General features: G+C 73.1%; 24 protein-coding genes. 8 read left to right on the top strand and 16 right to left on the bottom strand.

What is annotated here, in order from left to right; genetic code table 11:
- Window positions 1-47: 47 nt before the first annotated feature.
- Entirely contained in the window at window positions 48-947 is a 900-nt protein-coding gene (locus tag A4V12_RS11235) for a LysR substrate-binding domain-containing protein (RefSeq protein WP_199831262.1), read from the bottom strand.
- A 70-nt stretch (window positions 948-1,017) separates the two neighbouring features.
- Between A4V12_RS11235 and A4V12_RS11230 the strand changes: the two genes are divergently transcribed.
- Window positions 1,018-2,136: a TDT family transporter gene (locus tag A4V12_RS11230; RefSeq protein WP_064069137.1), complete on the top strand. Its 1,119-nt coding sequence runs from the start codon at window positions 1,018-1,020 to the stop codon at window positions 2,134-2,136.
- Here A4V12_RS11230 and A4V12_RS11225 read toward each other — a convergent pair.
- Together A4V12_RS11225 and A4V12_RS11220 are read right to left on the bottom strand one after the other, a co-directional pair.
- Window positions 2,054-2,797: a helical backbone metal receptor gene (locus tag A4V12_RS11225; protein ID WP_064069136.1), complete on the bottom strand. Its 744-nt coding sequence runs from the start codon at window positions 2,795-2,797 to the stop codon at window positions 2,054-2,056. The two genes, A4V12_RS11230 and A4V12_RS11225, sit on opposite strands and share 83 nt — an antisense overlap.
- Window positions 2,794-3,345 carry a helix-turn-helix domain-containing protein gene (locus A4V12_RS11220; protein ID WP_064069135.1) on the bottom strand — a complete coding sequence of 184 codons (552 nt, stop codon included), beginning with the start codon at window positions 3,343-3,345 and terminating at the stop codon, window positions 2,794-2,796. Before A4V12_RS11220 ends, A4V12_RS11225 begins: the two co-directional genes overlap by 4 nt.
- 155 nt (window positions 3,346-3,500) lie before the next feature.
- Between A4V12_RS11220 and A4V12_RS11215 the strand changes: the two genes are divergently transcribed.
- Both A4V12_RS11215 and A4V12_RS11210 read left to right on the top strand, forming a co-directional pair.
- A complete protein-coding gene (locus A4V12_RS11215) occupies window positions 3,501-4,406 on the top strand; it encodes a 5'-3' exonuclease (protein WP_064069134.1) in 906 nt (301 codons plus the stop codon).
- Between the two features lie 49 nt (window positions 4,407-4,455).
- The gene (locus A4V12_RS11210; RefSeq protein WP_064069133.1) at window positions 4,456-5,307 is read left to right on the top strand and encodes a siderophore-interacting protein; all 852 of its coding nucleotides are present in this window, start codon (window positions 4,456-4,458) and stop codon (window positions 5,305-5,307) included.
- A gap of 709 nt (window positions 5,308-6,016) precedes the next feature.
- On the opposite strand, the gene A4V12_RS11205 is transcribed toward A4V12_RS11210, so the two are convergent.
- Window positions 6,017-6,736 (bottom strand): MerR family transcriptional regulator, encoded by a 720-nt coding sequence (locus A4V12_RS11205; RefSeq protein WP_064069132.1) that lies wholly within the window; start codon window positions 6,734-6,736, stop codon window positions 6,017-6,019.
- Between the two features lie 139 nt (window positions 6,737-6,875).
- Here A4V12_RS11205 and A4V12_RS11200 point away from each other — a divergent pair, with 139 nt between their 5' ends.
- From A4V12_RS11200 to A4V12_RS11190, 3 genes are read left to right on the top strand one after another with little or no spacing between them, the layout of a single operon-like run.
- Window positions 6,876-7,892, top strand: coding sequence for a hypothetical protein (locus tag A4V12_RS11200; RefSeq protein ID WP_079136972.1), 1,017 nt, complete (start codon window positions 6,876-6,878; stop codon window positions 7,890-7,892).
- Window positions 7,889-8,350 (top strand): ABA4-like family protein, encoded by a 462-nt coding sequence (locus tag A4V12_RS11195; RefSeq protein WP_064069131.1) that lies wholly within the window; start codon window positions 7,889-7,891, stop codon window positions 8,348-8,350. Before A4V12_RS11200 ends, A4V12_RS11195 begins: the two co-directional genes overlap by 4 nt.
- Window positions 8,351-8,354: 4 nt before the next feature.
- Window positions 8,355-9,377 carry an ADP-ribosylglycohydrolase family protein gene (locus A4V12_RS11190; protein WP_064069130.1) on the top strand — a complete coding sequence of 341 codons (1,023 nt, stop codon included), beginning with the start codon at window positions 8,355-8,357 and terminating at the stop codon, window positions 9,375-9,377.
- Here the strand turns inward: A4V12_RS11190 and A4V12_RS11185 are convergent.
- Window positions 9,359-12,178 (bottom strand): DEAD/DEAH box helicase, encoded by a 2,820-nt coding sequence (locus A4V12_RS11185; protein WP_064069129.1) that lies wholly within the window; start codon window positions 12,176-12,178, stop codon window positions 9,359-9,361. The two genes, A4V12_RS11190 and A4V12_RS11185, sit on opposite strands and share 19 nt — an antisense overlap.
- Window positions 12,179-12,421: 243 nt before the next feature.
- Between A4V12_RS11185 and A4V12_RS11180 the strand changes: the two genes are divergently transcribed.
- Complete coding sequence (locus A4V12_RS11180) at window positions 12,422-12,922, top strand: hypothetical protein (protein WP_079136971.1); 501 nt, start codon at window positions 12,422-12,424, stop codon at window positions 12,920-12,922.
- A gap of 63 nt (window positions 12,923-12,985) precedes the next feature.
- Here A4V12_RS11180 and tatC read toward each other — a convergent pair whose 3' ends face one another.
- The 10 genes from tatC to A4V12_RS11130 all read right to left on the bottom strand — a co-directional run bounded on the left by tatC (window position 12,986) and on the right by A4V12_RS11130 (window position 21,587).
- Window positions 12,986-13,942, bottom strand: a complete 957-nt coding sequence (tatC, locus tag A4V12_RS11175; protein ID WP_064069128.1) for a twin-arginine translocase subunit TatC — start codon at window positions 13,940-13,942, stop codon at window positions 12,986-12,988.
- 49 nt (window positions 13,943-13,991) lie between these two features.
- Window positions 13,992-14,273, bottom strand: a complete 282-nt coding sequence (tatA, locus tag A4V12_RS11170; RefSeq protein ID WP_064069127.1) for a Sec-independent protein translocase subunit TatA — start codon at window positions 14,271-14,273, stop codon at window positions 13,992-13,994.
- 210 nt (window positions 14,274-14,483) lie between these two features.
- Window positions 14,484-14,681 (bottom strand): hypothetical protein, encoded by a 198-nt coding sequence (locus tag A4V12_RS11165; RefSeq protein ID WP_064069126.1) that lies wholly within the window; start codon window positions 14,679-14,681, stop codon window positions 14,484-14,486.
- A 20-nt stretch (window positions 14,682-14,701) separates the two neighbouring features.
- Complete coding sequence (locus A4V12_RS11160) at window positions 14,702-14,950, bottom strand: hypothetical protein (protein ID WP_064069125.1); 249 nt, start codon at window positions 14,948-14,950, stop codon at window positions 14,702-14,704.
- Window positions 14,951-15,023: 73 nt separating this feature from the next.
- Window positions 15,024-15,980 carry a helix-turn-helix transcriptional regulator gene (locus tag A4V12_RS11155; protein ID WP_064069124.1) on the bottom strand — a complete coding sequence of 319 codons (957 nt, stop codon included), beginning with the start codon at window positions 15,978-15,980 and terminating at the stop codon, window positions 15,024-15,026.
- Between the two features lie 16 nt (window positions 15,981-15,996).
- On the bottom strand, window positions 15,997-16,953 hold the full coding sequence (locus A4V12_RS11150; protein ID WP_064069123.1) for a helix-turn-helix transcriptional regulator: 957 nt from the start codon (window positions 16,951-16,953) through the stop codon (window positions 15,997-15,999).
- Window positions 16,954-17,132: 179 nt separating this feature from the next.
- On the bottom strand, window positions 17,133-17,507 hold the full coding sequence (locus A4V12_RS11145) for an FKBP-type peptidyl-prolyl cis-trans isomerase (protein ID WP_064069122.1): 375 nt from the start codon (window positions 17,505-17,507) through the stop codon (window positions 17,133-17,135).
- Window positions 17,508-17,554: 47 nt separating this feature from the next.
- Window positions 17,555-18,535, bottom strand: coding sequence for an FKBP-type peptidyl-prolyl cis-trans isomerase (locus A4V12_RS11140; RefSeq protein ID WP_064069121.1), 981 nt, complete (start codon window positions 18,533-18,535; stop codon window positions 17,555-17,557).
- Between the two features lie 400 nt (window positions 18,536-18,935).
- Complete coding sequence (pafA, locus tag A4V12_RS11135; protein WP_064069120.1) at window positions 18,936-20,297, bottom strand: Pup--protein ligase; 1,362 nt, start codon at window positions 20,295-20,297, stop codon at window positions 18,936-18,938.
- Between the two features lie 9 nt (window positions 20,298-20,306).
- Window positions 20,307-21,587, bottom strand: coding sequence for an MFS transporter (locus A4V12_RS11130; RefSeq protein ID WP_064069119.1), 1,281 nt, complete (start codon window positions 21,585-21,587; stop codon window positions 20,307-20,309).
- Window positions 21,588-21,821: 234 nt separating this feature from the next.
- Between A4V12_RS11130 and A4V12_RS11125 the strand changes: the two genes are divergently transcribed.
- On the top strand, window positions 21,822-22,841 hold the full coding sequence (locus A4V12_RS11125; RefSeq protein ID WP_064069157.1) for a LacI family DNA-binding transcriptional regulator: 1,020 nt from the start codon (window positions 21,822-21,824) through the stop codon (window positions 22,839-22,841).
- A 57-nt stretch (window positions 22,842-22,898) separates the two neighbouring features.
- On the opposite strand, the gene prcA is transcribed toward A4V12_RS11125, so the two are convergent.
- On the bottom strand, window positions 22,899-23,660 hold the full coding sequence (gene prcA / locus A4V12_RS11120) for a proteasome subunit alpha (RefSeq protein ID WP_064069118.1): 762 nt from the start codon (window positions 23,658-23,660) through the stop codon (window positions 22,899-22,901).
- Between the last annotated feature and the right edge of the window lie 26 nt (window positions 23,661-23,686).

Raw genomic sequence — 23,686 nt, 5'->3', positions numbered from 1 at the left:
CGCGACCCCCGCCCTCCGGGCGGACGCCGATACTTTGCGGACACTCCCTAGCCCCGCGCCAGTGAGAGCAGGTCGCGGGCCGGGCCGGTGGGCAGTGGGCCGGTCGGCCAGACGGCGCGCAGGGCGCGGTGCAGGTGGACGCCCTCCACCGGGACCTCGACGAGCCGGCGGGAGGCCAGCTCCTCGGTGACGGCCAGCTCGCTGAGGACCGCCGGACCGGCGCCGGTGACCGCCGCCGCCTTCACGGCCGTCGTGGAGGCCAGCTCCAGCAGCGGGTCCGCCAGTCCCCCGTACTCCGCGAGCGCCGCGTCCAGGACCTGGCGGGTGCCCGAGCCGTACTCGCGCAGCACCAGCGGGGTCGCCGCCAGCTCGGCGGGGGTCAGCGGGGCGCGGCGGCGGGCCCACCGGTGGGAGGGGGCCGCGACCACCACGAGCCGGTCGTGGGCCACGACCGCCGCGTCCAGGCCCTCCGGCACGGCGAGGCCCTCGACGTACCCCAGATCCGCCTCGCCCGCCAGCAGACCGGCCGCGACGGCCGTGGAGTTGCCGGCCCGGAGCGACACGGCCGTGTCGGGCCGCTCCGCCCGCAGGGCGATCAGCCAGCCGGGCAGCAGGTACTCGGCGATGGTCATCGAGGCCACCACCCGCAGCCGCGAGTCGCGCCGGTCGCGCAGCGCCTGGGCGCCCGCGTCGAACGCCTCCGCGGCCTCGACGATCCGCCGCGCCCAGTCGGTGACCAGCGCGCCCGCGGCGGTGAGCCGGGAACCGCGCGGCGAGCGGTCCACCAGGGCGACCCCCAGACGGCGTTCCATGGAGCGGATGCGGCTGCTGGCGGCCGGCTGGGTGATGCCCACCTCGCGCGCGGCCCGGCCCAGGCTGCCGTGCCGGGCGACGGCGAGAAGCAGTTCCAGGGCCCCGAGGTCGGGCACACGATGCGACAGGCTCATAAATTCAGTTTATGGGGTCATAGGGGCATGATCTCTGGTGGATCACATCCGCGCAGGTCACGGTGGGTGCATGGCAACCCTCGCGCACCGGCTCCCCCTCCCCCGCGTCCCCCGCGCGGCGGCCGTCCGCCACCTCGGACCCAACTGGTACGCGACGGTGATGGGCACCTCGATCGTGGCCGGCGCGGGCGCCGCGCTGCCCGTCCGGATCCCCGGTCTGCGCACCGGCTGCACCGCCGTGTGGGCCCTGTCGCTGCTGATGCTGCTCGTCCTGCTCGTGGCGCGCGCCCTGCACTGGACGCACCACGCGGACCAGGCCCGCGCCCACCTCCTGGACCCGGCCGTGGCCCCGTTCTACGGGTGCCTGGCCATGGCTCTGGTGTCGGTCGGCGGCGGCACCGCCGTCCTCGGCGGCGACTGGCTGGGGCGGGCCCCGGCGGTCGCCCTCGCCACGGCGCTCTTCCTGGCCGGGACGGTGACGGGCCTGGCGGTCGCCGTGGCGGTCCCGTACCTGATGGTGGTGCACCACAAGGTGGACGCCGCCTCCCCGGTGTGGCTGCTGCCCGTCGTGTCGCCCATGGTCTCGGCGGCGCTCGGTCCCCTGCTGGTCCCCCACCTGCCGCCCGGCCAGGCGCAGCGGACCCTGCTGGTCGCCTGCTACGGCATGTTCGGCCTGAGCCTGCTCGCGACCCTGGTGGTGCTGCCGCTGGTCTTCGGGCGGCTGGTGACCGGCGACCCGCTGCCCCTCGCCCTGACGCCCACGCTGTTCCTGGTGCTCGGACCGCTGGGCCAGTCCACGACGGCCGCCGGCAACCTCGCCTCGGCGGCCGGGCCCGGCATGCCGTACGCCACGGGGCTGGCCGTCGTCTACGGCGTGCCCGTGATGGGCTTCGCCCTGCTGTGGCTGGCGCTCGCCGGGGCGATGGTGCTGCGGGCGCGGCGCCGGGGCATGGGCTTCACGATGGCGTGGTGGGCCTTCACGTTCCCGGTCGGGACGTGCGTGACGGGCGCGGAGGGGCTGGCGCGGCACACCGGGCTCGCCGCGCTGTCCTGGCTGGCGGTGGGGTTGTACGTGCTGCTGGTGGCGGCCTGGCTGACGGCCGCGGTCAGGACCGCCCGCGGACTGGCCGGCGGAGCGCTGCTCGCAGCGCCGCGGGTGCCCGGACGAGCGACGGTCCGTACCAGGTGAGGTACCGCCCGTCGACGAGCGCCGCGGGCAGCCCGCCGAAGGCCTCGGGGCCGTCGTCGGCGGTGAAGCGGTACGGCTCGTCCGGCAGCACGACGAGGTCGGCGCCGCGGGAGCGGAGCTCGTCGAGGGGGACGCGCGGGTAGCGCTCCGGATGGTCCGCGTACGCGTTCACCACGCCGAGGCGGGCCAGCAGGTCGCCCGCGAAGGTGTCGCGGCCCAGCACCATCCAGGGGCGGCGCCAGACGGGGACGATCGCCGTGCGGTGGGCGCCGCCCTCCGGCACCTCCGCCCAGGCGGCCTCCGCCTCGTCCAGCCAGCGCGGGCGCCCGGGCACGCGGCAGGCCCGCAGCACCCGGTCCAGCTCGGTGAACGCCTGGTCCAGCGAGCGGATCTCGGTGACCAGGACGTCCAGTCCGGCGGCGCGCAGGGCGTCGAGGTCGGCGGCCCGGTTCTCCTCCTCGTTGGCGACGACGAGGTCGGGGCGGAGGGCGGCGATCGCGGCGACGTCCGGGTTCTTGGTGCCCCCGATACGGGTGACGTCGAGCCCGGCGGGGTGGGTGCACCAGTTCGTGGCACCGACCAGCAGGCCGGGGGCGGTGACGGCGACGGCCTCGGTGAGGGAGGGGACCAGCGACACGACCCGCGTCACGGCCCGTGTCATGCGCCGGTCCCGCCGGCCTCGATGTGCTCGGCCACCGCCACGACCAGGATCCGGGTGTCCGGGTCGCCCGCCCGCCACCGGTGCCGGACGCCGCCGGAGAGGTAGAGCGTGTCGCCCTTCTCCAGGCGGTACGCCCGGCCCTCGGCCTCCACCTGGGCGGTGCCGTCGGCGACGTACAGCATGGCGTCGTTGCGCAGCACCAGCTCGCGTCCGGCGTCGTGCTCGCCGGTGAACTCCTCGGCGTGCATCTGGTGCTGGCCGCGCACCAGGGCCCGCGCCCCGGGGCGGCCGGGGTCGTCGGTGGCGCGGACGACGTCGACGGTGCGCGCCGGGTCGGCGGCGTCGAGCAGGGCCACGGTCGTGGTGTCCAGGGCGTCGGCGATCTGCTGGAGCGAGCGCTCGCTGGGCCGGGCGCGCTCGTTCTCGATCTGGCTCAGGAAGGGCACGGACAACCCACTGCGCTCGGCCACGGCGGCGAGGGTGAGCGCCATGGCTCTGCGCCGCCTGCGGACGGCCACGCCCACCCGGAGCGTTTCCTTCTCGTCCATCTTCTCGGCTCCCTCCCTCTGCGACCACCTTACGCAGGGGCGGTACCACCGAGTAGCGCAACGGGGGGAAAGGCGAGGACCGCGGGGCGCCGCCGGGCGCCGGACACCCGCTGTCGGTGGGGTGCGGCATGATCGGGGATGTGACGCGACGCCTGATGCTCCTCGACACCGCCTCCCTCTACTTCCGCGCCTACTACGGGGTCCCCGACTCCGTGAAGGCCCCGGACGGCACGCCGGTGAACGCCGTGCGCGGGCTGCTGGACTTCATCGCCCGGCTGGTGCAGGACCGTCGCCCGGACGACCTGGTGGCCTGCATGGACGCCGACTGGCGGCCGGCGTGGCGGGTCGGGCTGATCCCGTCGTACAAGGCGCACCGGGTCGCGGTGGAGACGGAGGCCGGGCCGGACGAGGAGGAGGTCCCCGACACACTGTCGCCCCAGGTGCCGGTGATCGAGGCGGTGCTCGACGCGCTGGGCATCGCCCGGGTCGGCGTCGCCGGGTACGAGGCGGACGACGTCATCGGGACGCTGACGGGGCGGGCGGCGGGCCCGGTGGACATCGTGACCGGCGACCGGGACCTGTACCAGCTGGTGGACGACGCCCGGGGCGTCCGGGTGCTCTATCCGCTCAAGGGCGTCGGCACGCTCCAGGTGACGGACGAGGCGTGGCTGCGCGGGAAGTACGGCGTGGACGGGCCGGGTTACGCGGACCTGGCGCTGCTGCGCGGAGACCCGAGCGACGGGCTCCCGGGCGTGCCGGGCATCGGGGAGAAGACGGCGGCCAAGCTGCTCGACACGTACGGCGACCTGGCCGGGATCATGGCGGCGGTGGACGATCCGGCGTCCGGGCTGACGCCCGCGCAGCGCCGGCGGCTGGACGAGGCACGGGAGTACGTGGCGGTCGCGCCGAAGGTGGTACGGGTCGCCGGGGACGTACCGCTGCCGGAGCACGACCCGGCGCTGCCGTCGGAGCCGCGGGACCCGGCCGGGCTGGAGGCGCTGGCGGCGCGCTGGGGGCTGGGCGGGTCGCTCGACCGGCTCCTCGCGACGCTCCGGAACTGAAGTGTTAACTTAGGTAAGCCTAAGCAACCACACTCCCGGGGAGACCACCGTGGCGGAACAGCCGGCTCGCAAGGCACCGAAGGCGCGAGAGGCGGGTGTCGTGCGCACCGAGCGGCTCACGCCGCACATGGTGCGCGTCGTCCTCGGCGGCGACGGGCTGGACGGGTTCGCCGCGGACGAGTTCACCGACCACTACATCAAGCTGCTCTTCGGGGCGCCGGGCGTGACCTACCCGGAGCCGTTCGACATGGCGCGGATCCGCGAGGAGTTCCCGCGCGAGCAGTGGCCCACCACGCGGACGTACACGGTACGGGCGTGGGACGCCGCCCAGCGGGAGCTGACGGTCGACTTCGTCGTCCACGGCGACGAGGGGCTGGCCGGCCCGTGGGCGGCCCGGGCCCGGGTGGGTGACACGGTGCGGTTCCTGGGACCGGGCGGTGGGTACGCGCCGGACCCGGCCGCGGCGTGGCACCTGCTGGTGGGCGACGAGAGCGCGCTGCCGGCGATCGCCGCGTCGCTGGAGCGGCTGCCGGAGGACGCCGTGGGGCACGCCCTGATCGAGGTCGAGTCCCCGGACGACGAGCAGAAGGTCGCCGTCCCGCCGGGCGTGGAGGTCCGGTGGCTCCACCGCGGCGGCCGCGCAGTCGGCGAGGCGCTGCTGGCGGCGGTCGAGGGCCTGGACTTCCCGCCGGGCGACGTGCACGCGTTCGTCCACGGCGAGGCGGGCTTCGTGAAGGACCTGCGCCGGCACCTGCGCCTGGAGCGGCAGGTCCCGCGCGAGCGCCTCTCCATCTCGGGCTACTGGCGCCTGGGCAAGACGGACGAGGACTGGCGGGCGATCAAGCGCGACTGGAACGAGCAGGTGGAGCGCGAGCAGGAGGACCCCCCGGCCGCCGCCTGACCGCGCACGGGCACGCCCCGCCCCACGGCCGGGGCGGCCCGCGCCGCCCTCCCCCGAGCGCCCCGCCCATACCGGGCGGCCCCGCCCCGGCGCGCCGGGCGGCCGACGCCCCGGTACGCGCCCTGGCGGCCCCGACCGCCCCGGTCCGCACCGGGCAGCCGCCGGGCGTCCCGGCCCCTGCCGGGCGGCCGGCGCTGTGCCCCCGGGACGCACCCCGACCACCGGTCACGCGACTCCCCCGGCGGCGGGGCAGGCGACCGGCCCGCACTCAGGGCGCCGCCGGCCGCCACGCCGCGGCTGGCGGCCCGTACGCCTCCACGACACCGCACCCCGACCACCGGTCGAGGGTTCCCTCCGCGAGGGCCGGCGACCGCCCGCACGCCCCCGCCATCGCGCGACAGGGCGCCCCAGGCGTCGGTCGGCCAACCGGCGGGCGTCCCGCGCCTCGTCGGCCGCATGTCCGCCGCGTGTCCGCCGCACGCGCCTCCACCGGTGCGCGCCCCGTCGCCGACCGTTCCCGGCCCATGCCGGGGAGCCGGCCCGTTCCGTACAGCCCACAGCACCGCACCGCCGGGCACCCGAGCGCTTCGTGCGACCGGGCAGCCGCCGGACGTCCCGGCCCAATACCGCCACCGCGCGCACGGCCGCGCCCCGCGAAGCCCGCACCTGAGCGCCCGCACCCGTGGCCGTACCGGCGGTCGGCCGCCGGTCAGGCCGCGGCGTCCGGGCCGGAGCCCCGGCCCTCCCCGTCAGGCGCGCCCGGCTCACCACTCGCCTCACGCGCCACTGGCCCCTCCGGGCCACCGTCCCCGTACGCCCGGGCCGAGGCGTCAACGTGGGCGAGCCGGCGCAGGGCCGTCAACAGGGCGTCGCCCAGTACGGTCCCGACCACCGCGCTCTCGACCAGGCCCTCGCGCCTGGCGCTGCGCGCCGCGTAGGCGAGGTCGACGCCGGCGACCTTCTCCGCGGCATCCGCGTAGTCGTCCAGCAGCTCCACGAACGTGCCGTGCCCCACCCGTTCGAGCGCCGCGAGGGCGCCCGCCAGGGCCTCGGCCTGCGGGCTCTTGACGTTCACCCGCCAGCCGCGCCTCTCCACGAGATCCGCCACCGCGGCACGGGCCGCGTCCAGGGCGGCGTCGGGCTCGCCGACGTGGCGGGCGGCGAGGCGGTCGGCCGCCTCCCCCAGCACCTTGTGCACCGGCCTCTCGGTGTCGTCCACCGCGTCGAGCACCTCCCGGATCGCCGCGACCGAGAGGCCGCCGACGTCCAGGAGCGCGCGCACCAGCCGCAGCCTGCGCTCGTGCGACGCGTCGTAGCTGGCCTGGTTCGGGCTGCTCAGCCGCCCCGCCGGGAGGAGCCCCTCCCGTACGTAGTACTTGATCGTCGGCACCGACACCCCGGTCCTGCGGCTCAACTCGCCGATGCGCACGCCGTGCTCACCCTCTTCGCCCTCGTCAACGTCCGGCCTTGCCAACTCGCCGCCCATCATAGATAGTCCCACTACCGGATAGTGGTGAGTGCCACTATCCATTGCACTCCATCCAGTCCACCGAGGGGGATGCTGCTCCATGTCCGTTCACCGCCGGCTCGCCGGCCTCCACCGGCCCCTGACGGTCTTCGCCGGGGCGATGGCGGTCCTCGCCCTCGTCTCCGCGACCGGTCTGGTGGTCGACGACCGGGTCGTCGCGGGTGCGCCGAACTGGTCCAAGCCGCTGAAGTTCTCGGTCTCGTTCGTCGCCTTCTCCCTGTCGCTGGCGTGGATGCTCTCCCTGCTCCCGCGCTTACGGCGAGCGGGCTGGTGGGCGGGGACCGTCGTCGTGGCGACGAGCGCGATCGAGATGGTCGTGATCACGGGCCAGGCCGTCCGGGGCAAGCGCAGCCACTTCAACCAGGAAACGCCCTTCGACGCCGCCCTGTTCGACCTCATGGGGGCGACCATCGTGATCCTGTGGACGGCGACGCTCGTCCTCGCCGTCCTGCTCTTCCGCGCCCCGCTCGCCGACCGGGCGTCCACCTGGGCCATCAGGCTCAGCACGGCTCTCACGCTCGCCGGCACCGGCATCGGCTTCCTGATGACGCAACCGCAACCCGGTCAGGAGCGCGGCGTCTCCCGGACCGTCGGCGCGCACACCGTCGGAGCGCCGGACGGCGGACCCGGCATGCCGCTCACCGGCTGGTCGACGACCGGCGGCGACCTGCGGATCCCGCACTTCGTCGGCATGCACGCCCTCCAACTGCTCCCGCTGGTGGCCCTGGTGCTCCTCGGCCTGGCGCCGCGCTTCGCCCCGCTGCGCGACGAGCGGGTCCGGCTCCGCCTGGTGCTCGTGTCGGCCTCGGCGTACGCGGCGGTGCTGGCCCTGCTCACCTGGCAGGCGCTGCGCGGCCAGCCGCTGATCCACCCGGACGGCGCGACGCTCGGCGCGGCGTCACTCGTGCTCCTCGGCACCGCGGTGGCGACATGGGCGGTACTGCGCGGGCGCGGCCGCACCGGGCACGACACCTCCCGGTCCGGTCCTTCCAGGCACGGCGCCTCCCCCGTCCCGGCCTCCGCACACCCCTCCACAGAACCGGAGCACGCGGCATGACCGTCTTCCTCTTCGAGCTCTCCTTCTACCTGGCCGCACCGGTCTGGCTGTTGATGATCCTGGCGCCGAACTGGTCCTGGACGTCACGGATCGCGGCCTCGCCCCTCACCGTCGTCCCCATCCTGCTGGTCTACCTGGGCCTGGCCGCACCGGTGTTCCCCGACCTGTGGGCCGCCGTACGCGAACCGGACCTGGAGACCTTCCGCGCCCTGGTGGCCCTCGCCGACGGAGCCGGGGCGATCTGGGCCCAGGTCATCGCCTGGGACCTGCTGATCGGCCAGTGGATCTACCTGGAGGCCCGCCGCCTGGGTCTCCACCCCCTGGTGACCGGACCGCTGCTGGTCCTGACCATCCTCCTGTCCCCCATCGGCATGCTGCTCTTCCTGGCGGTGCGCACGGCCAGGAGGACCAGCCCCGCCCCCGCCCCGACCACCGCCGGGCACTCCCGCCTACGCTGACGGCATGTCACCCCTGTCCCGCTCCGGCCGCGTCGCCGGAACCGTCCTGGGCTCCGCCGTCGGCGACGCGCTCGGCGCCCCCTTCGAGTTCGGCCCGCCGGGGGCGTACTCCGCCCGCTTCCCCGACGGCGCCGGCCTGATGTGCGGCGGAGGCGGCTGGGACCCCGGCGAGGCCACGGACGACACGCAGATGGCCGTCCTCGTCGGGGAGTCCCTGCTGGAACGCGGCGGGCTCGACCTGCCGGACGTCTTCGACCGGTTCCGGCGGTGGGCGGCGGGCGAGCCGAAGGACATCGGCCTGCAGACCGAGGAGGTGCTGACGGGCGGCCACCCGTGGGACCTCGCGGCGCCGCTCCATTTCCAGCTGACCGGGCGGGCGGCGGGCAACGGGTCACTGATGCGGGCGGCCACGTCCGCGGTGTACTTCGCGGGCGCCGGCCGCGCCGGCACCATGGAGGCGGCCCGACGGCTCGCGGCGCTCACGCACGGCGACCGGGCGGCGTGGGAGGGCACGGCGGTCCTGCACGAGCTGGTGCGGGTCGCCCTGGACGGTGCCGAACCGACGGCGGCGGTGCCGGACGTCCTCGCCGCCGTCCACGCGGACCACCGGGAGCGGTGGGCCACCGTCCTGGCGCCGGACTGGCACCCGGACCTGGCCACGGAGTTCAACGGGGCGGTGTGGCCGTGCCTGGGCTCGGCCCTCTGGGCGCTGCGGACGACCGGCACGTTCGAGACCGCGCTGGCCGCCGCCGTCGACCTGGGCGGCGACACCGACACCGTCGCGGCCGTCACCGGGACGCTGGCGGGCGCGGTGTACGGGGACGAGGCGATTCCGGCCCGCTGGACGGCGCCCCTGCACGTACCGCTGCCGGGTCACGGCGACCGGGTGCTGCGCGCGCCGGACCTGGTCGCGCTGGCGGAGGCGCTCGCGGCGGGTCCCGCGCACCGACGCGCCGAGGGCCCGCCCGGACGACCGGACGGGCCCTCGACGGGTACGGCGACGGGCGGTCAGCCCACGGAGCTGTAGGCGACGACGCCGCGCAGCAGCGCGTCGACCGCCTTGCGGGCGTTCTTCGCGACCGTGCTGTTCTCCCGCGGCGCGGCCGCCGCGATCTGCCCGAGGACGTCGATCACCTGCTTGCACCAGCGGACGAAGTCGCCCGCCGGCATCTCGGCCTCGCGCAGCACCTCGTCGAGGCCCTTGTCCGAGGCCCACTGGTAGGCGGCCCAGGCGAATCCGAGGTCCGGTTCGCGCTGACCGACTCCCTCCGCCTGGTTGATGCGGAACTCCTCCTCCAGGGCGTCCAGTCGGCCCCAGATCCGCACCATCTCGCCGAGCGCGGCCTTGGCCCGGCCGGAGGGCAGCTTGGGCGCGACCGCGTCGTCGGCCTGCCGGGACTCGTAGACCAGCGCCGAGACGCACGCGGCGAGTTCGGCCGGGTTGAGCCCCTCCCAGACGCCGTCGCGCAGGCATTCGCTGGCCAGCAGGTCCAGTTCGCCGTACAGCCGGGCGAGCCGCTTGCCGTGCTCGGTGACCTCGTCGGCGCGCAGGTAGTCCATCTCCGTCAGGAGGGCGACGATCCGGTCGAAGGTACGCGCGATGGTGTTCGTACGCCCCTCGATGCGCCGCTCCAACTGGCGTGTGTCGCGCTGCAACCGGTGGTACCGCTCGGCCCACCGGGCGTGGTCCTCCCGTTCGTCGCACCCGTGGCAGGGGTGCGCGCGCAGGGCGGTCCGCAGGCGGGCGATCTCGCGGTCGTCGGCCGCCGCGGAGCGCTGCTTGCGGTGCCGTTCCGGCGCTATGTGCCCGGCCTTGGTGCGCAGCGCGGAGGCGAGGTCGCGCCGCGACTGCGGGGAGCGCGGGTTGAACGACTTGGGGATGCGCATCCGCTCCAGCGGCTCGACGGGCACCGGGAAGTCGATCGACGCCAGCCGCTTGACCTGCCTCTCGGCGGTGAGCACCAGCGGGCGCGGCCCGTCCTGGTGCTCGAAGCCCCGGTGGCCGTTGGCCCGTCCCGCGGGCAGCCCGGGGTCGAGCACCAGCGCCAGTCCGGCGAACTTGCCGGTCGGCACGTGGATGACGTCACCGGGCTTGAGCCGCTCCAGCGAGGTGGCGGCGGCCACCCGGCGCTGTGCGGCACCCTGCTTGGCCAGCTCCGTCTCACGGTCCTTCAGCTCGCGGCGCAGCCGCGCGTACTCCTCGAAGTCACCGAGGTGGCACGTCATGCCCTCCCGGTAGCCGTCGAGGCCCTCCTCGTTGCGCTGCACCTGGCGGGAGATGCCGACCACCGACCGGTCCGCCTGGAACTGGGCGAACGAGGTCTCCAGCAGCTCGCGCGACCGGTGCCGTCCGAACTGGTCGACCAGGTTGACCGCCATGTTGTACGACGGCTTGAAGCTGGAGCGCAGGGGGTACGTACGGGTGCCGGCCAGCCCTGCGAGGTGGCCGGGGTCCATGCCGCGCTGCCAGAGCACCACCGCGTGGCCCTCGACGTCGATGCCGCGCCGCCCGGCGCGCCCGGTCAGCTGGGTGTACTCGCCGGGGGTGATGTCGGCGTGCTGCTCGCCGTTCCACTTCACCAGCTTCTCCAGCACCACCGAGCGGGCGGGCATGTTGATGCCGAGCGCCAGCGTCTCGGTGGCGAACACGGCCTTGACCAGGCCGCGTACGAACAGCTCCTCGACGACCTCCTTGAAGGTCGGGAGCATGCCCGCGTGGTGGGCCGCGATGCCCCGCTCCAGGCCCTCCAGCCACTCGTAGTACCCGAGGACGTGCAGGTCCTCGGTGGGGATCGAGGCGGTGCGCTCCTCGACGATCTCCCGGACGCGGGCGCGCCCCTCCTCGTCGTTCAGGCGCAGCCCGGCGTACAGGCACTGCTGTACGGCGGCCTCGCAGCCCGCGCGGCTGAAGATGAACGTGATGGCGGGCAACAGCCCCTCGGCGTCCAGCCGCTCGATGACCTCGGGCCGCCCGGGGGTCCAGATGCGGGACCGCTGCCGCCGCTCCCGCTCGCGGTCGGCCTCGCGGCCGCGGCGCCGGTCACGGCCGCCCATGGGGCGGGAGTTCTCCATGCGCGCGAGGCGCACCAGGTCGGGGTTGACCTCCCGCCGGCCGGACCCGCGGCCGCCGTGGTCGGTCTCCTCCTCGAAGAGGTCGTAGATCCGCCGTCCGGCCAGGACGTGCTGCCACAGCGGCACGGGCCGGCTCTCGGAGACGATCACCTCGGTGTCGCCGCGGACCGTGTCGAGCCAGTCGCCGAACTCCTCGGCGTTGGACACGGTCGCGGAGAGCGACACCAGGGTCACGGAATCGGGGAGGTGGATGATCACTTCCTCCCAGACGGCTCCGCGGAACCGGTCCGAGAGGTAGTGCACCTCGTCCATCACCACATAGCCCAGGCCGCGGAGGGACTGCGAGCCCGCGTACAGCATGTTGCGGAGCACCTCGGTGGTCATGACCACCACGGGCGCCTCGGAGTTCACGCTGTTGTCGCCGGTCAGCAGGCCGACCCTGTCCGCCCCGTACCGCTTGACGAGGTCCGCGTACTTCTGGTTGGACAGGGCCTTGATGGGCGTGGTGTAGAAGCACTTGCGCCCCTGCTCGAGGGCGAGGTGCACGGCGAACTCACCGACGATGGTCTTGCCCGAGCCGGTGGGTGCCGCGACGAGTACCCCCTTGCCGGCCTCGAGGGCCTGGCATGCCTCGATCTGGAACGGGTCCAGGTCGAAGTCGTACAGGGCGCGGAAGGGAGCGAGCGCGGTCGCCTCCTCGGCGGCGCGGCGCCGGGCTGCTGCGTACGCTTCCGCGGGTGTGAGTTCTTCTGTCATCTTGCTATCGAGCCTACCCGGCGGCACTGACACTCAGCCGATCTTTATCCTCACGCTCTCCGCATCCTCACGGCGGACCGGACCTTCCCGCACGGCCCCCCTTGTCCACCGGCAACGTCTCGTCCTGCGACCCCCCGGTGGCGCTCCGTGCACAATGCGTTCGACAGACTCCATCGGCGGTTGGCATGATCGAACGCAGACCGCACGCATTTCACTACTCAACGCATTGACCGAGGGGGAACAATGAAGAACACTTCGGCTCGCGCGGGAACGGCCTTGGTCGCCACCGCAGTGTCCCTGAGCGCCGCACTGGCGCTGGCCACACCGGCGAGCGCCGCGCCCGCAGCCCAGTGCAGCAGCTGGCAGCGCGAAGAAATCGACACCATAGGCGCCAGTAACCTGATCGTGCAGGTCAAGTTGTGCGTGAGGCGCACAGCGAGCAACGCGATCACCGCTGAAGCGGAGACTCGCTGGACCGGCGGCGGAGGCGGTTTCAGCACCGGCCTCGACAAGTTCTCCATTCAGGTCCGACTGGAGCGCAACGACGCCACGGTGAAGTCCGCCAGCGCCAACTACACCGGACACATGAACAACTACCCGGAGTCGGCCCGAAAGCTGATCACTCCGTCGCACTACAGCAGCGTCCCTGGAGGGTGGACAGCAGACGGCGTGGTCACGTACGACATCGCCAATGACGGGGCCGGGGAGAAGACCTGGCAACTGGGCGGGTCGCCCTCCATCTGACCCTCTCGCAGCACCTCCGCCAGGGGGCCCACTCCCCAGTGGGCCCCCTACCTGCACATCAGGTCAGGTGATGTCGTCGTACCCGCTGCCGTTCAGCCGCTGCGACCGGCCGCCGTCCGCCTGCTCGGGCAGGGCAGGAGCCGAGGGTACGGGCTCGACGGCACCGATGGCCTCGGGGGTGAGGTCGAGCTGGGACGCTTCGTCCTCGCTCAGCTCGGCATCCCGGTTACTGCGTCGCCGACGGAGGTCGTTCAGCAGTGAGAATCCCGTCGCAAGGAAGTACAGCACAGCCAGCGGCCCCGCCAGCAGCAGCATGGAGAGCGGCTCGCCGCCTGGAGTGGCGATGGCCGCGAACGCGGTGAGACCGATGATCATGCCGCGCCACCAGCCGAGCATCCGCTTGCCGCTGATGGCGCCCGTCATGTTGAGGGCGATGAGCAGCAGGGGCAGCTCGAAAGCGAGACCGAAGACGATCACCATGCGGGTGATGAGGTCGAGGTAGTCGTCGAGCGAGATCTGGTTCTGCGTGTCGGAAGGCGTGAAGCTGAGCATGATCGCCGCTGTCTGCGGCAGGATCGCGTACGCCAGGTAGGCGCCCGCCACGAAGAGGGGGACTCCTACCGCCACGAATGCATAGGCATAGCGCCTCTCGTGCCGGTGCAATCCCGGAGCGACGAACGCCCACAGCTGGTAGAGCCACACGGGGGTCGCTGCCAGGACACCCGCCATGAGGGCGACCTTGAGGGCAATGGTGAAAGGCGAGATCAGCGTGTCCGTCTTCAGGACCGCGCACAACTGACCGTTCTTCTGGACGACGACCCCGCCCTCACAGCCGACCGAGCTGATGATCGGCTTCATGAGGAACTCGAAGATGTCCTTCTGGAAGAAGGCCGCCACAATCGTGACGACGAGAATCGCCAGGACCGCCTTCAGCAACCGGTTCCGCAGTTCACGCAAATGATCGACAAGGGGCATTCGCCCCTCGTCGTTCTTCTCCCGCTTGCGGGCAGACTTGAGCAACCCACTTCCCTTGTCTCGTGCGAGTGCGGCAGCCGTCAGCGCGTGTGCGTCAGCTCTTGGTGGTGTTCTGCTCGGCGACCGGGCGGGCGCTGCTCACGTCGCCGGGAGCGGCCTGGATGGTGCGCGGGGCGGGCTGCTGGGCCGTCGGGTCGGCGGTGGGCGCCGGCGCGGAATCCGCGTCGTCCTTCTTCATGGCCTTCGCCTCGCTCTTGAGGATGCGCGCCGACTTGCCCAGCGAACGCGCCATCTCGGGAAGCTTCTTGGCACCGAAGAGCAGCAGGATCACGACGATGATCAGAACGATCTCGAGGGGCTTCAGATTGCCGATCATGTGCGACTTCCTTCTCACCGAGGCGGCTGGGGAGTGGGCTTTACCTGTGCGACCGGACGGTTGTCCAGTCCCATGCTGCAAGGATCGTAACTCGCACGGGTAAACGTCGGGCAATCCCTGTGCATACTCCGCGTTCCCGGCGAAGACCCTGCGCCTGCGCCGGGACCAGCAGCGTACCTCTCGCTCCCGGGCCCGAGGAGACCGCGGGCGTCAGCGCAGTCCGTCGCCCGTGCGGGCCAGATCGGTGGCCGCCCGCTCCAGGTCCTCGGCGGCACGGTTGATCCGCTGTGTGGTGTACGTCACTTGACGGCCGAGCCGTTCGGCTTCGATGAACACCCGGATGCCGAGGACGCCGAGGACGGCGATACCGAGGAACCCCAGGGCGATGGCGAGCATGGGCCAGAACATGCGGAGAGCCTAGACGACGGTCAGACGGTGGAGTGGAGGCGGAGCGTCCGCACCCCGCCGCCGGTGAGGAGTTCGACGATGCGTTCACCCGCCGGCTTCCGCACGGCGGAGCCGCACTCCGGGCAGGTGAAGGAGTAGAAGGTGGTCCGCCGGCTGGCCCCGATCGCCAGGCGCAGGGAACCGGGCGGGAGTTCGAAGCGGGCCTGGCACTCGGAGCAGGCCGCCTTGAAGAGGACCGGCACCGACAGCGGCGCCATCGTTCCAGACATCACGGTCAATTCCCTCGATTCCCTGTACGCCTGCCCCGACGGCCGCCCTAGCGACCCCTCCGGCCCGTCCCGCCTACGCCTGGTCCTCGTACGCGGCCAGTGCCTCGCACGCCGCCTGCCGGGCGCTCGCCGCCAGCTCCGGCGGGGAGACGATCCGGCCCTCCCCGCCCAGCCGCAGCGCGAGCCGCCGGAGCGACGCCGGGTCCGGTGTACGCAGGGCGATGCGCAGCCCGCCGTCGGGCAGCTCCTCGGCGCTGTCGTGCGGGTAGTACTCGGCCACCCACCGGCCGCCGGGCCCCACCTCCACCACGACCTCCGGGTCGTCGGCCGACGGGTGGACCAGGCCCTCGGACAGGTCGCGCAGCTCGATCTCCGGCGGCGCGGAGGGGGCGTCCAGCAGCCGGATCTCGGCCACCCGGTCGAGCCGGAAGGTGCGTCGCGCCTCCGACAGGCGGCACCAGGCCTCCATGTAGGTGTGGCCGACGGCGAAGAGCCGGATGGGGTCGACCTCCCGCTCGGTGAGCTCGTCCCTGGCCGGCGAGTAGTAGCGCAGCCACAGCCGGCGCCGCTCCGAGATGGCGCGGTCGACCTCGGCGAACACCCCGCCCTCGGACTCGAACGTCACCGACAGCCGCGAGCTGGCGCCCGCCGCCTCGCCCGCCGCCGCCTCCAGCTTGGCAGTGGCGCGCAGCAGCGCCTCCCGGTCGCCCTCCCGCAGTCCGGGGAGGGTGGCGACGGCCCGCGCGGCGACCAGCAGCGCGGTCGCCTCGTCGGCGGCGAGCCGCAGCGGCTCGGCGACGTCGTCGGGGTTGTGCCACCAGATCTGCTCGCCGTCGGTGTCGATGTCGAGCAGGTCGCCGCCCCGGAAGCTGGTCCCGCACATGGGCAGCACGTCGAGGTCGGAGATCAGCTCGTCCTCGGTGATGCCGAACGCCCGGGCGACGTCTCCGACGTGCGCGCCGGGGCGCTCACGCAGGTAGGTCACCAGCGAGAGCATCCGCCTGGTCTGGTCGATCGCGTTCGCGGCCATCGTGTCCCCGTCCCCCTCAGCCCTTGGCCACGGCGCGCAGCCGGTCCATCACGTCGGCCCGCAGATCGGCGGGCTCCAGTACGACGACGTCCGGGCCGAACTCCACGAGCCAGGCGTCCAGGCCGTGCCCGTACGGGATCTCCAGTTCGTCCCAGCCGTCGCCCCGCTCCCGCACCGACAGGGCGCGGGCGCGCAGCGGGTAGCCGCAGTCGGTGCGCAGCCGGATGCGGGCGGACCGGGTCGCCGTCTCCCCCGCCCAGCTCTCGACCGTCTCGCGCACGGTCGACACGTCCGGTACCGGCGCGGTGAAGGCCCCGGCCCGGGAGCGGACCTTGCCGGTGATCCGCGAGAGCCGGAAGACGCGCTCGGCGCCGCGCTCGCGGTCCCAGCCGGCCAGGTACCAGTGGCCGCGCCAGCACTCCAGGGTCCAGGGCTCGACGTGGCGGGTCTCGGGACGGGCGGCGTTCGCCTTGCGGTACTCGAAGACGACGGGGCGCCGGTCGCGGCAGGCCAGCATCAGCGGCTCGAAGGCCGCCTCGTGGACGGGGATGCGTGGTTCGAGGGCGCTGTGCGGGGTGTCGTACGTGTCCTCCGCCTCCGGCATGCCGGCGGCCCGCAGCTTCTGGAGGGCCCCGCTGGCGGCGCCGGCGAGCCTTGCCTGCTGCCAGACCTTGGCGGCCAGGCCCAGCGCGGCGGCCTCCTCGGCGTCGAGCTGGATCGGGGGCAGCCGGTTGGAGTCGCGGCGGGCGAGGTAACCGGTCTCCCCGTCGAGGTTCTCGACGGTCTCGATGACGAGGCCGAGCTCCCGCAGGTCGTCCTTGTCCCGCTCGAACATGCGGTTGAAGGAGTCGTCGGAGCCGGCTTCCAGGTAGGCCTCGATCGAGCCGCGCAGTTCCCGCTTGCTCAGCGGGCGCCGGGTCCCGAGCAGGCACAGCGCCAGATTCATCAGCCGCTCGGCCTTGGCAATGGCCATCGACGCCCTGCACCTCTTCTTATGGAGTCACTTTTCCCGCTCAACGTACCGCCCCGGGGTGTCGCGGCAAAAGTCGCGCCGGGAGTGCGGGGGCGCGCCGGGAGCCGGGGCGGGAGTCGCGGCAAGACCGAGGGCCCGTGCCGACAGGCACGGGCCCTGGGACGTCCGGGACGGACGGATCAGCCGGCGGCGACCAGGTCGCAGACGAAGATCAGGGTCTCGCCCGGCGCGATGGCGTTGCCGGCACCGCGGTCGCCGTACGCGAGGTGCGGGGGGATGATCAGCTGGCGGCGGCCGCCGACCTTCATGCCCTGCACGCCCTGGTCCCAGCCCGCGATGACCCGGCCGGCACCGAGCGGGAACTGGAGCGGGGTGCCGCGATTCCAGGAGGAGTCGAACTCCTCACCGGTGGAGAAGGCCACGCCCACGTAGTGGACCTGGACCGTGTGGCCGGCCTTGGCCTCCGCGCCGTCGCCCTCCCAGATGTCCTTGATCTCCAGGCTCTTCGGCGGCTCGCCACCCGGGAAGTCGACCTCGGGCTTCTCGATGCTCACGGAAAACAGCGCTCCTCAGATGAATGTACTGATCAACCGGGACAGTCTTACATCACGGCGAGGATGTCGAGCGAGAAGACCAGGGTCGAGTTGGCGGGGATGTCCCCGGAGGCCTGCGCGCCGTAGCCCAGCTCCGGCGGGACGACGAGCATCACACGGCTGCCGACCTTCTTGCCCGCGAGCCCCTGCTGCCAGCCCTTGATCAGGCTCTGCAGGGGGAACTCGGCAAGCTCGCTCCGCTTGTAGCTGGAGTCGAACTCCTTGCCGCCCTCCCACAGGACGCCCTTGTACTGGAGCAGCAGCTTGTCCGTGGGCTTGACCGCCTGGCCGTCGCCCTCCAGGACGTAGTTCGCGACGAGGCCCTTCGGCGCGGGCTTCTTCGGTACGTCGATCGACGGGGCCGCGCCGTCGGTGTTGGTGCCGACCTTGGGCAGGTCGATGTTGTCCTGCGCGACCTCCCGGCCCTTCGCGGAGCTCTTGCCGTTGAAGGTGCCGCGGATGTCGACCACGAACACCAGGGTGTCGGTGCCCTTGATCCCGCCCTGCGGGTTGCCCTGGGTCCCGTAGCCGAGGGCCGGCGGGATCGCCAGCTCGACGCGGCTGCCGACCTTCTTGCCGGGCAGCGCCCGGTCCCAGCCCGGGATGAGCTGGCCGACGCCGATGGCACTGGTCAGCGGCGCCTTGCGGTCGTAGGAGTTGTCGAAGACCTTGGCGGTGTCCCAGATCTGCCCGAGGTAGTCGAACTGGAGGAAGTCGCCCTTGGCCACCGTCTGGCCGTTGCCGGCGATGAGCGTCTTGACCGCGAGGTCGGGGGACGGCGTGCCGGGTCCCTTGGCGACGGTCGGCTTCTGGCCGAACTTCGTGCCCGCGGTGACGGCCGGCAGCGGTCCGTCCACGATCTTCGTGGAGGGCTCCTTGGACGCGGACGGGCTCTCGTCGGTCTTGGCCTTGTCGGACTTGTCGTCGCCGCAGCCCGCGAGGGTGAGCAGGCCGGCGGGGACGGCGAGAAGGAGGGAGCGACGGCGCACGGAATGCCTCGTATCTTGGTCGGGTCTTCGGTCGGGATCTCGGGATCTCGGGATCTGCAGGTCTTCGCCATTCGAGCTCGCGAGGGTGTCGCGTCACTCTACGGCGTGACTCTACGACGTACGTGGGGCGTCGCACGATCAACTCACGGCGCCGCTCCCGACCGGTCCCCGACGCGTACGGACCCGTCGCGCCCGCTCTCCGCCCGCCCTCCGCCCGGTGACAGCGGGGTCGCCACGCGGTGCTCCCCGCCCCCGCCGCGCACGACCGGGCAGCACCGCGCACGGCCCCGGAACGCCGGACCGCCCCGGGCCGCGCGGGCCACGGGGCGGACTCGTCGTCCCGGGGCCGCGGGGGCCACGGGCGGGCGACCGGACCGGCCGGGAGGGCCGGCTCCGGCCGCTACATGCCGGCGATGAGCTTCTCCACCCGGTCGTCGACCGACCGGAAGGGGTCCTTGCACAGCACGGTCCGCTGCGCCTGGTCGTTGAGCTTCAGGTGCACCCAGTCGACGGTGAAGTCCCGCCGCTGCTCCTGCGCCCGGCGGATGAAGTCTCCGCGCAGCCGCGCCCTGGTGGTCTGCGGGGGCACCGACTTGCCCTCGAAGATCTTCAGGTCGTTGCAGATCCGGGCGGCCTGCCCCTTCTTCTCCAGCAGGTAGTAGAGCCCGCGCCGACGGTGGATGTCGTGGTACGCGAGGTCTATCTGCGCGACCCGCGGGTGCGACATGGTCATGTTGTGCTTGGCGCGGTAGCGCTCCAGCAGCTTGTACTTCATGACCCAGTCGATCTCGGTGCCGATCCGGTCGAGGTCCTCCTGCTCGATGGCGTCCAGCGTCCGGCCCCACAGCTCCAGGACCTGCGCGACGGTGCCCGTGCGGATGCCGCGCCGGTCGACGAAGTCGGCGGCCTTCTCGTAGTACTCGCGCTGCACCTCCAGCGCGGAGGCCTCCCGCCCGCTGGCGAGCCGGACCTTGCGCTGCCCGGTGATGTCGTGGCTGACCTCGCGGATCGCCCGGATCGGGTTCTCCAGGGTGAGGTCGCGCATCACCGTGCCGGCCTCGATCATGCGCAGGACGAGGTCGGTGGCGCCGACCTTCAGCAGCATGGTCGTCTCGGACATGTTCGAGTCGCCCACGATGACGTGGAGCCGGCGGTACCGCTCGGCGTCCGCGTGCGGCTCGTCGCGGGTGTTGATGATGGGCCGGGAGCGGGTCGTCGCGGAGCTGACGCCCTCCCAGATGTGCTCCGCCCGCTGGCTGACGCAGTAGACGGCGCCGCGCGGGGTCTGCAGCACCTTCCCGGCGCCGCAGAGCAGCTGCCTGGTGACGAGGAAGGGAATGAGGATGTCCGCGAGCCGCGAGAACTCCCCGTGGCGGGCGACGAGATAGTTCTCGTGGCAGCCGTAGGAGTTTCCCGCCGAGTCGGTGTTGTTCTTGAAGAGATAGACGTCGCCCGCGATTCCCTCCTCGTGCAGGCGGCGTTCGGCGTCGACGAGCAGACCCTCGAGAATGCGCTCGCCGGCCTTGTCGTGAGTGACCAGTTCGGTCACGTTGTCGCATTCTGGAGTTGCGTATTCCGGATGCGAACCCACGTCGAGGTAGAGGCGGGCGCCGTTCCGCAGGAAGACGTTGCTGCTGCGGCCCCATGACACGACACGGCGGAAGAGGTAGCGCGCCACTTCGTCAGGAGACAGTCGGCGCTGTCCCCTGAACGTGCACGTGACGCCGTACTCGTTCTCCAGCCCGAAAATGCGGCGGTCCATGACTGAACATTACGCCTGATGCCCTGTGCTGAAACCGGGTTCGACGGCACCGTTTCGATCATTTTCCGATGCCGCCACGACATCTCCGGTGTGTCGCGGCCGGTGGAGGGGAACCGCCAGTACGCGCCGGGTGGCCACGAGGACCAGCAGAGCGGCGAATCCGCCGGCCACCGCCACGGCGAAACTCGCGGTGGTGCCGGACAGCTGGACCACCGGTCCGGCGACGGCCGTTCCGGCGGCGGCGCCCACGCCGAAGGTGGTGACCAGCCAGGAGAAGGCCTCGGTGACCGTGCCGCGCGGGGCGTGGCGGTCGACGACGATGAACGCGCACGCGATGGCGGGCGCCAGGAACACGCCCGCGAGGGCGGCCAGGGCCGTCATCGCCACGACGCCCGGGGTGAGGGTCAGCGGCAGGTAGCCCAGCGCCAGCAGTCCGACGAGGACCCGCAGCCGGCTCTCCGGCGCGCCCGCCCACTGCCGCGCCCCGTACGCCACACCACCGATGAGCGCGCCGAGGCCCAGGGCGGCCATCAGCCAGCCGTAGACGGACTCGTTGCCGTGCCCCTCCGCGTACGCGATCCCGGCGACGGCGATGGAACCCATGGCGAGCCCGACGAAGAAGAACGCGCCGAGCAGGGCGAGCAGCCCGGGCGACCGCAGCGCGCCGAGCCAGTGGGCCTCGCGGGGCGCGGAGCGCCAGGCGCGGGAGGGCTCGGACAGGACGACGGAGAGGGCGCCGAGCACCCCGATCGCGTTGATGACCAGCAGCGCGGCGGCGGGCGACCGGAGCGCCACGAGCAGCGTGACCAGCAGGGGGCCGACGGTGAACATGATCTCCTGCGCGACCGCGTCCAGGGCGTACGCGCGGTGGACCCGGTCCTCGCGGCCCAGGACGCTCGGCCACAGGGCCCGCAGGCCGCCCTCCAGGGGCGGGGTGAAGAGGCCGGCGACCGCGACGGCCGCGTAGGCGAGCGGGAGCGGCTCCGTACCGGCCAGCACCAGCACCACCATGCCGAGGGCGGACACCAGGGCCGCCGGGAACTGCACGCGGGGCTGCCCGTGCAGGTCCACGGCACGGCCGAGCAGGGGCTGCCCGATGGCGTTGCCGACCCCGTACACGGCGGCGAGCCCGCCGGCCAGGCTGTAGCTGCCGCCCTCGGCGCGGGTGAACATCATGATCGCGATGGGTGCCGTGCCGTTGGGGAGGCGTCCGACGAGGGTCCCTATGAGGAGCCTGGCGGCATGAGGCGCCTTCAGGATGTCGGCGTACCCGCCCGGTGCGGCGGCCATGTGCTGCCCCTCTCCCCCGGCGATCACCGGGGTTTTACGTATAACGTCCTCCGTCATACGTACCATGACGGCATCCCGCGGGTCCACCTCGCGGTCGTGATCGTCGAAGCGGAGGCGTGCGTGCACCACCCGGACCCAGCGGTTCCCGGCCCGGCACCCCGGCGGGCGGACGGGCCCGGCACCGGACCGGGCGACGCCCCGGGGACCGGGGCCCCCGCGGCCGGGGGCGCCCCCGTGGCGGGCGCCGGCGCCGCACGCCCCACCAGCCGGGACGTCGCGCGGGTCGCGGGCGTCTCGCAGGCGACCGTGTCCCTGGTGCTGGGCGACAAGTGGCGCGGGCGGGTCTCGGAGCGCACCGCCCGGCTGGTGCGGGACGCGGCCGGCGAACTCGGCTACCGGCCCAACCTGGCGGCCCGCAACCTGCGCCTGGGGCGGACCAGGACCGCGCTGCTGGTGGTGCCCGCACTGACCAACGAGTTCTTCGCCCGCGTCTACACGGGCGCCGCGGCCGTGGCCGCCCGGCACGGTTTCGGCGTGGTCCTGTACCCCTCCCCGGAGGGCGTCGGCCCGGCACGGGACCCGTTCGCCTCCGCCCGCGCGGCCCTGGACGGGGTGATCGCCTCCTCCATGGCCGCCGACGCGCTGAGGGCGATCCGCGGCACCGACCTGCCGCTGGTGATGCTCGACAGCGACCCCGCCGACTCGGACGCCGCCGCCCATGTGAACCTCGACATCGCCGACGGCATGCGGCAGGTGACGGACCATCTGCTGGCGCTCGGTCACCGCCGCTTCGTGCACCTGTCGTCCGCCGTGCCGTCCTGGACCTTCGACGTGCGCGGCCGGGCCCTGGCCGCGTGCCTGGGCGGCGTCCCCGGAGTCGGCGTACGGACCGTCCCGGCGCCGCTGGAGGTGAACGGCGCCCGCGAGGCGGCCGAGCGCGCGCTGACCGCGCCGGGGCCGCGCCCCACCGCCCTGGTGTGCGACGACGACATCGTGGCGGCGGGCGCGTGCAAGGCGGTGCGGCGGCTGGGGCTACGGGTTCCGGAGGACGTGTCGGTCACCGGGTTCGACGACCTGGCGCTGGCCACGGCGGTGGAGCCGGAGCTGACCACGGTGCGGCTGCCCGCCGAACGGATCGGGGAGCGCGGCATGACGGCCCTCCTGGACGTCCTGGAGGGCCGTCCACCGGAGCGCGGCGACCTTCCGGTCACCCTGATGCCCCGCGGCTCCTCGGGGCCGCCTCCGGCCCCCTGACACGCCGGTGCCCCGGACCGCGCCGGCGGTCCGGGGCACTCGTGCGCGAGCCGGGGGTCAGTCCTCCGACTCCTCCGGCTCCTCGTCCGAGGGCGCGTCCGTCGGGGTGGAGGCCGAGGCGTCCGCCTCCAGGAGCCGGGAGAGCTGCCGGCCGACGATCCGCTTGAACTTGCGCTGCTGCGGGCGGGTGCGGTCCAGGATCGCCACTTCGAGCCGCTCCGCGGGGATCTCCCGCTCGCTGCCGTTGGTGTCCCGGGACAGCGCCTGCACGGCCAGCTTCAGCGCCTCGGCGAGCGACATCCCGTCGCGGTGCCGCTGGTCGAGGAAGCTGCTGATCTGCTCGGCGTTGCCGCCGACCGCGACCGAACCGTGCTCGTCGACGATCGATCCGTCGTGCGGCAGCCGGTAGATCTGGTCGCCCTCCGGGGAGGTGCCCACCTCGGCGACGACCAGCTCCACCTCGTAGGGCTTCTCGCCAGCGCTGGAGAAGATGGTGCCCAGCGTCTGGGCGTAGACGTTGGCCAGTCCACGGGCCGTCACGTCGTCGCGGTCGTAGGTGTAGCCGCGCAGGTCCGCGTAGCGCACCCCGCCGATCCGCAGGTTCTCGTACTCGTTGTACTTACCGGCCGCGGCGAAACCGATCCGGTCGTAGATCTCGCTGAACTTGTGCAGCGCACGGGACGGGTTCTCACCGACGAAGACGATGCCGTCGGCGTACTGCAGCACAACCAGGCTGCGTCCACGGGCGATGCCCTTGCGGGCGTACTCCGCCCGGTCCTGCATGGCCTGTGCGGGCGAGACATAGAACGGCGTCGTCACCGGCTATCCGTCCCTTTCTTCAGGTG

The organism is Streptomyces noursei, assembly GCF_001646665.1.
GTDB lineage: Bacteria > Actinomycetota > Actinomycetes > Streptomycetales > Streptomycetaceae > Streptomyces > Streptomyces lavendulocolor.
Note: the sequence above shows the minus strand (reverse complement) of the source record. Positions and strands in the feature narration are given on the sequence as shown.

Coding starts and splice junctions, on each gene's coding strand:
- A4V12_RS11235 (WP_199831262.1), bottom strand. CDS start 947: ATGAGCCTGTCGCATCGTGTGCCCGACCTCGGGGCCCTGGAACTGCTT.
- A4V12_RS11230 (WP_064069137.1), top strand. CDS start 1,018: ATGGCAACCCTCGCGCACCGGCTCCCCCTCCCCCGCGTCCCCCGCGCG.
- A4V12_RS11225 (WP_064069136.1), bottom strand. CDS start 2,797: ATGACACGGGCCGTGACGCGGGTCGTGTCGCTGGTCCCCTCCCTCACC.
- A4V12_RS11220 (WP_064069135.1), bottom strand. CDS start 3,345: ATGGACGAGAAGGAAACGCTCCGGGTGGGCGTGGCCGTCCGCAGGCGG.
- A4V12_RS11215 (WP_064069134.1), top strand. CDS start 3,501: ATGCTCCTCGACACCGCCTCCCTCTACTTCCGCGCCTACTACGGGGTC.
- A4V12_RS11200 (WP_079136972.1), top strand. CDS start 6,876: ATGTCCGTTCACCGCCGGCTCGCCGGCCTCCACCGGCCCCTGACGGTC.
- A4V12_RS11195 (WP_064069131.1), top strand. CDS start 7,889: ATGACCGTCTTCCTCTTCGAGCTCTCCTTCTACCTGGCCGCACCGGTC.
- A4V12_RS11190 (WP_064069130.1), top strand. CDS start 8,355: ATGTCACCCCTGTCCCGCTCCGGCCGCGTCGCCGGAACCGTCCTGGGC.
- A4V12_RS11185 (WP_064069129.1), bottom strand. CDS start 12,178: ATGACAGAAGAACTCACACCCGCGGAAGCGTACGCAGCAGCCCGGCGC.
- A4V12_RS11180 (WP_079136971.1), top strand. CDS start 12,422: ATGAAGAACACTTCGGCTCGCGCGGGAACGGCCTTGGTCGCCACCGCA.
- tatA (WP_064069127.1), bottom strand. CDS start 14,273: ATGATCGGCAATCTGAAGCCCCTCGAGATCGTTCTGATCATCGTCGTG.
- A4V12_RS11165 (WP_064069126.1), bottom strand. CDS start 14,681: ATGTTCTGGCCCATGCTCGCCATCGCCCTGGGGTTCCTCGGTATCGCC.
- A4V12_RS11160 (WP_064069125.1), bottom strand. CDS start 14,950: ATGTCTGGAACGATGGCGCCGCTGTCGGTGCCGGTCCTCTTCAAGGCG.
- A4V12_RS11155 (WP_064069124.1), bottom strand. CDS start 15,980: ATGGCCGCGAACGCGATCGACCAGACCAGGCGGATGCTCTCGCTGGTG.
- A4V12_RS11150 (WP_064069123.1), bottom strand. CDS start 16,953: ATGGCCATTGCCAAGGCCGAGCGGCTGATGAATCTGGCGCTGTGCCTG.
- pafA (WP_064069120.1), bottom strand. CDS start 20,297: ATGGACCGCCGCATTTTCGGGCTGGAGAACGAGTACGGCGTCACGTGC.
- A4V12_RS11130 (WP_064069119.1), bottom strand. CDS start 21,587: ATGGCCGCCGCACCGGGCGGGTACGCCGACATCCTGAAGGCGCCTCAT.